The organism is Pseudoxanthomonas sp. LjRoot204_2 (assembly GCF_056175765.1).
On the sequence record NZ_JBGFFG010000286.1, the window covers coordinates 1 to 4,379 of the forward strand.

5 protein-coding genes and 1 pseudogene are annotated in these 4,379 nt (G+C 66.1%); 4 read left to right on the plus strand and 2 right to left on the minus strand.

Translation table 11 applies throughout. From position 1 onward, the window contains the following. The 3 genes from guaB to tadA form a co-directional block, all read left to right on the plus strand. The coding region (guaB, locus tag AC04L7_RS13075) for an IMP dehydrogenase (protein WP_475513160.1) at window positions 1-771 on the plus strand (771 nt) is incomplete at its 5' end. Between the two features lie 60 nt (window positions 772-831). After that, entirely contained in the window at window positions 832-2,397 is a 1,566-nt protein-coding gene (gene guaA, locus AC04L7_RS13080; protein ID WP_475513161.1) for a glutamine-hydrolyzing GMP synthase, read from the plus strand. Beyond that, the gene (gene tadA, locus AC04L7_RS13085; protein ID WP_299346987.1) at window positions 2,397-2,873 is read left to right on the plus strand and encodes a tRNA adenosine(34) deaminase TadA; all 477 of its coding nucleotides are present in this window, start codon (window positions 2,397-2,399) and stop codon (window positions 2,871-2,873) included. The genes guaA and tadA overlap by 1 nt, the downstream gene beginning before the upstream one ends. Here tadA and AC04L7_RS13090 read toward each other — a convergent pair. After that, complete coding sequence (locus AC04L7_RS13090) at window positions 2,870-3,334, minus strand: DUF2721 domain-containing protein (RefSeq protein WP_296282292.1); 465 nt, start codon at window positions 3,332-3,334, stop codon at window positions 2,870-2,872. The genes tadA and AC04L7_RS13090 overlap by 4 nt on opposite strands. 100 nt (window positions 3,335-3,434) lie before the next feature. Between AC04L7_RS13090 and orn the strand changes: the two genes are divergently transcribed. After that, entirely contained in the window at window positions 3,435-3,998 is a 564-nt protein-coding gene (gene orn, locus AC04L7_RS13095) for an oligoribonuclease (RefSeq protein ID WP_296282290.1), read from the plus strand. A 64-nt stretch (window positions 3,999-4,062) separates the two neighbouring features. Here orn and AC04L7_RS13100 read toward each other — a convergent pair. Then, a pseudogene (locus tag AC04L7_RS13100) lies at window positions 4,063-4,379 on the minus strand (mechanosensitive ion channel family protein); the annotation flags it as partial.

A 4,379-nucleotide genomic window follows, 5' to 3' on the forward strand; every position in this document is an offset into this window, starting at 1 on the left:
GACCAGCGCATCGAAGCGCTGGTGGCCGCCGGCGTGGACGTCATCATCGTCGATACCGCGCACGGTCATTCGCAGGGCGTGCTGGATCGCGTCAGCTGGGTCAAGAAGCGCTTCCCGCAGCTGCAGGTCATCGGCGGCAACATCGTCACCGGTGACGCTGCGCTCGCATTGATGGACGCCGGCGCGGACGCGGTGAAGGTCGGCGTGGGCCCGGGTTCGATCTGCACCACCCGCATGGTGGCCGGCGTGGGCGTGCCGCAGATCACCGCGATCGACATGGTCGCCGAAGCATTGCAGGACCGCATTCCGCTGATCGCCGACGGCGGCATCCGCTACTCGGGCGACATCGGCAAGGCGATCGCCGCCGGTGCGTCGACAGTGATGATCGGTGGCCTGTTCGCGGGCACCGAAGAGGCGCCGGGCGAAGTCGAGCTGTTCCAGGGCCGCAGCTACAAGAGCTACCGCGGCATGGGCAGCCTGGGTGCGATGGAAAAGGGGTCCAAGGACCGCTACTTCCAGGACGCCAGCGACGCCGACAAGCTCGTGCCGGAAGGCATCGAAGGTCGCGTGCCGTACCGTGGTTCGGTCGGCGGCATCATCCACCAGCTCGTCGGCGGCCTGCGCGCCACGATGGGCTACGTGGGCTGCGCGACCATCGAGGACATGCGCAGCAAGCCGAAGTTCGTGGTCATCACGGGCGCCGGCCAGCGCGAGAGCCACGTGCACGACGTGCAGATCACCAAAGAGCCACCGAACTACCGGATGGGCTGATCGTTGCCAGAGAAGGGAGACGCCAGCGTTTCCCTTCTTCGTTTATAGCCGCAGGACACCATGACGAATATCCACACCGACAAGATCCTCATCCTCGATTTCGGCGCGCAGTACACGCAGCTGATCGCCCGCCGCATCCGCGAGATCGGCGTCTATTGCGAAATCTGGGCGTGGGACCACGATCCGGACGAAATCGCGAAGTTCGGCGCCAAGGGCATCATCCTGTCGGGTGGGCCGGAGTCGACCACGCAGCACGGCGCACCCGCGGCGCCGCAGCAGGTGTTCGACAGCGGCCTGCCGATCCTCGGCATCTGCTATGGCATGCAGACCCTGGCCGCGCAGCTGGGCGGCTCGACGGAAGCCGCGGACGCACGCGAGTTCGGTCACGCCGAGGTGCAACTGGTCGCGCACGACGCGTTGCTGGGTGGCCTGAGCGACCACCAGGGTGCGCCGCGCATCGACGTGTGGATGAGCCATGGCGACCACGTCGCCAAGGCGCCGCCGGGCTGGACGATCACCGCCACCACCGACCGCATTCCGGTCGCGGCGATGGCGTTGGAAGAAAAGCGCTGGTACGGCGTGCAGTTCCATCCGGAAGTGACGCACACCAAGCAGGGCCAGACGCTGCTGCGCCGCTTCGTCGCCGAGATCTGCGACTGCAAGACGCTTTGGACGGYCGCGAACATCATCGACGACCAGATCGCCCGCGTGCGCGAGCAGGTCGGCTCTGACGAGGTGATCCTCGGCCTGTCCGGTGGCGTGGATTCGTCGGTCGTGGCCGCGCTRCTGCACAAGGCGATCGGCGACCAGCTGACCTGCGTGTTCGTCGATACCGGCCTGCTGCGCTGGCAGGAGGGCGACCAGGTGATGGCGATGTTCGCCGAGCACATGGGCGTCAAAGTCGTGCGCGTCAACGCGGCCGACCGCTATTTCAGCGCGCTGGAAGGCGTCGCCGACCCGGAAGCCAAGCGCAAGATCATCGGCAACCTGTTCGTCGAGATCTTCGAAGAAGAGTCGAACAAGCTGAAGAATGCCAAGTGGCTGGCGCAGGGCACGATCTATCCGGACGTGATCGAGTCGGCCGGCAGCAAGACCGGCAAGGCGCACGTCATCAAGAGCCACCACAACGTCGGCGGCCTGCCCGAGCACATGAAGCTGGGCCTGGTCGAACCGCTGCGCGAGCTGTTCAAGGACGAAGTACGCCGCCTCGGCGTCGAGCTCGGCCTGCCGCGCACGATGGTCTATCGTCATCCGTTCCCGGGCCCCGGCCTGGGTGTGCGCATCCTGGGCGAAGTGAAGCCCGAGTACGCCGAACTGCTGGCCAAGGCCGATGCGATCTTCATCGACGAACTACGCAAGGCCGATCTGTATGACAAGACCTCGCAGGCGTTCGCCGTATTCCTGCCGGTGAAGTCGGTGGGCGTCGTCGGCGATGCGCGTGCGTACGAGTGGGTGATCGCGCTGCGCGCGGTCGAGACGATCGATTTCATGACCGCGCATTGGGCGCACCTGCCGTACGATTTCCTCGGCACCGTCTCCAACCGCATCATCAATGAGCTGCGTGGCGTCTCGCGCGTGGTCTACGACATCTCGGGCAAGCCGCCGGCCACCATCGAGTGGGAGTGATGGCCGGTCACGACGACGAGCACTGGATGCGGCACGCGTTCGCCCTGGCGGACCGTGCCGAGCGCGAGTTCGATGAAATTCCGGTCGGCGCCGTGCTGGTGGGTGCCGACGGCGAGGTGTTGGGCGAAGGCTGGAACCGCAACATCCTCGACCACGATCCGACGGCGCATGCCGAAATCGTGGCGATGCGTGAAGCGGGCAAGGCGACAGGCAATCACCGTCTGATAGACAGCACGCTCTACGTGACCCTGGAGCCGTGCGCGATGTGCGCCATGGCGCTCGTGCACGCCCGGGTCGCGCGCGTGGTCTACGGCGCCAGCGACCCGAAGACCGGCGCTTGCGGCAGCGTGTTCGACCTGATCGCCGATCCGCGGCACAACCACCGCATCGAGCTCCGGGGCGGTGTACTGGGCGATGAGGCAGGGCGCCGCCTGACCAACTACTTCCGCGCCAAGCGCGGGCGACCGCTCGTCTAGGGTGTCGGGAACTTCCGTTTCACCTTGCGGTGGTCCATCTCTTCGTTGATGGCCGTGACCGCCAGCGTCGACTCGCGTGCGAGCAGCAGGCTCGCCGCCAGCATGGCCACCACGCCAAGGGCGGCCAGCCACGTAGGCAGCGAGCCGAGCCGATGGCCAGTGAACGTATCCACGGCAACGGCCAGGCTGGTGCCGACGAAGCAGCTGATCGCGCCATAGAGCAGCTGGCCCGCGCGCAGGATGATCAGGCTGCGCAGGCGCTGCAGTCCGATGCGCTTCTCGAGTAGCGTGCGGTCGGCTTCATCCTCCGCGTCGGCCAACTCGCGCAACAGGGTGCGTGCCCGGTCGATGATGCGCGCCAGGCGGTTGTTCGCCGACAGCAGCAGCGATGCCGTTGCGGTCAGGAAGAATGCCGGTGCGAGCATCGCGGTGAGCACGGCATGGTCGGTGGAGGGATTCATGGGCCGGTCGCCGGGGTGGTCTGCGTTATGATGACATGAAGCGGTGTTGCCGCATCCCCGGTGAGGATTCCCGGGCTTTCTCTCCGTCACGGATTCCCGCATGGCCTCGAACAACGCGAACAATGACCGCCTGATCTGGATCGACCTGGAGATGACAGGGTTGGATACCGATCGCGATTCCATCCTGGAAATCGCCACCGTGGTGACCGATTCGAAGTTGAACGTGCTGGCGGAGGGCCCCGAGTTCGCGATCGCGCATCCGGTCTCCGTGCTGGAGGCGATGGACGACTGGAACCGGAACCAGCATGGCCGGTCGGGGCTGTGGAAGCGCGTGGTGGAAAGCGACGTGTCGCTGGGGCAGGCCGAAGCGCAGACGGTGGCCTTCCTGGCCGAGTGGCTGCCGGCGGGCGCTTCGCCGATGTGCGGCAACTCGATCTGCCAGGACCGCCGCTTCCTGCATCGGCTGATGCCGAGGCTGGAGAAGTACTTCCACTACCGCAACCTGGACGTCAGTACGCTGAAGGAGCTGGCGCGACGCTGGGCGCCGCAGGTGCTGGAAGGGGTGCGCAAGCAGGCCAGCCATACGGCACTTAGCGACGTGCGCGATTCCATCGAGGAACTGCGCCACTACCGCAAGCACATGGCGGCGCTCGCCGGCGAGTGACCTGGTGTGCGCCATGCGCACGCCGCTCTGGAACCATCACCGCGCGTCGTGCGCAGGTCGTACGCTACGTGGCCGGTTTCGCCACGTCGCCGTCGTCGGCCACGCCCTTGGTGACGATATCGCCCAGCGGCGCACCATCGCCGTTATGGTGGTAGACGTGCAGGTCGCGTTGCGGATAGGGGATGTTGAGCCCTTGGCCGATGATCTCGGTGCGTACGGCCTCGGTGAGGTCGCTCTTGGTCTCGCCGAAATCCTTGGTCTTCGTCCACGCCAGCAGGATCAGGTCGACGCTGCTCTCGCTCAGCTTGCTGACGATCACGCTGGGCGCCGGCTCATCCAGCACGAGCGGATGGTCCTGTGCGATCTTCAGCAGGATGGACT

Bases quoted from the DNA above. Each gene is read 5' to 3' on its own strand.
- tadA (WP_299346987.1), top strand. From the start codon at position 2,397: ATGGCCGGTCACGACGACGAGCACTGGATGCGGCACGCGTTCGCCCTG.
- AC04L7_RS13090 (WP_296282292.1), bottom strand. From the start codon at position 3,334: ATGAATCCCTCCACCGACCATGCCGTGCTCACCGCGATGCTCGCACCG.
- orn (WP_296282290.1), top strand. From the start codon at position 3,435: ATGGCCTCGAACAACGCGAACAATGACCGCCTGATCTGGATCGACCTG.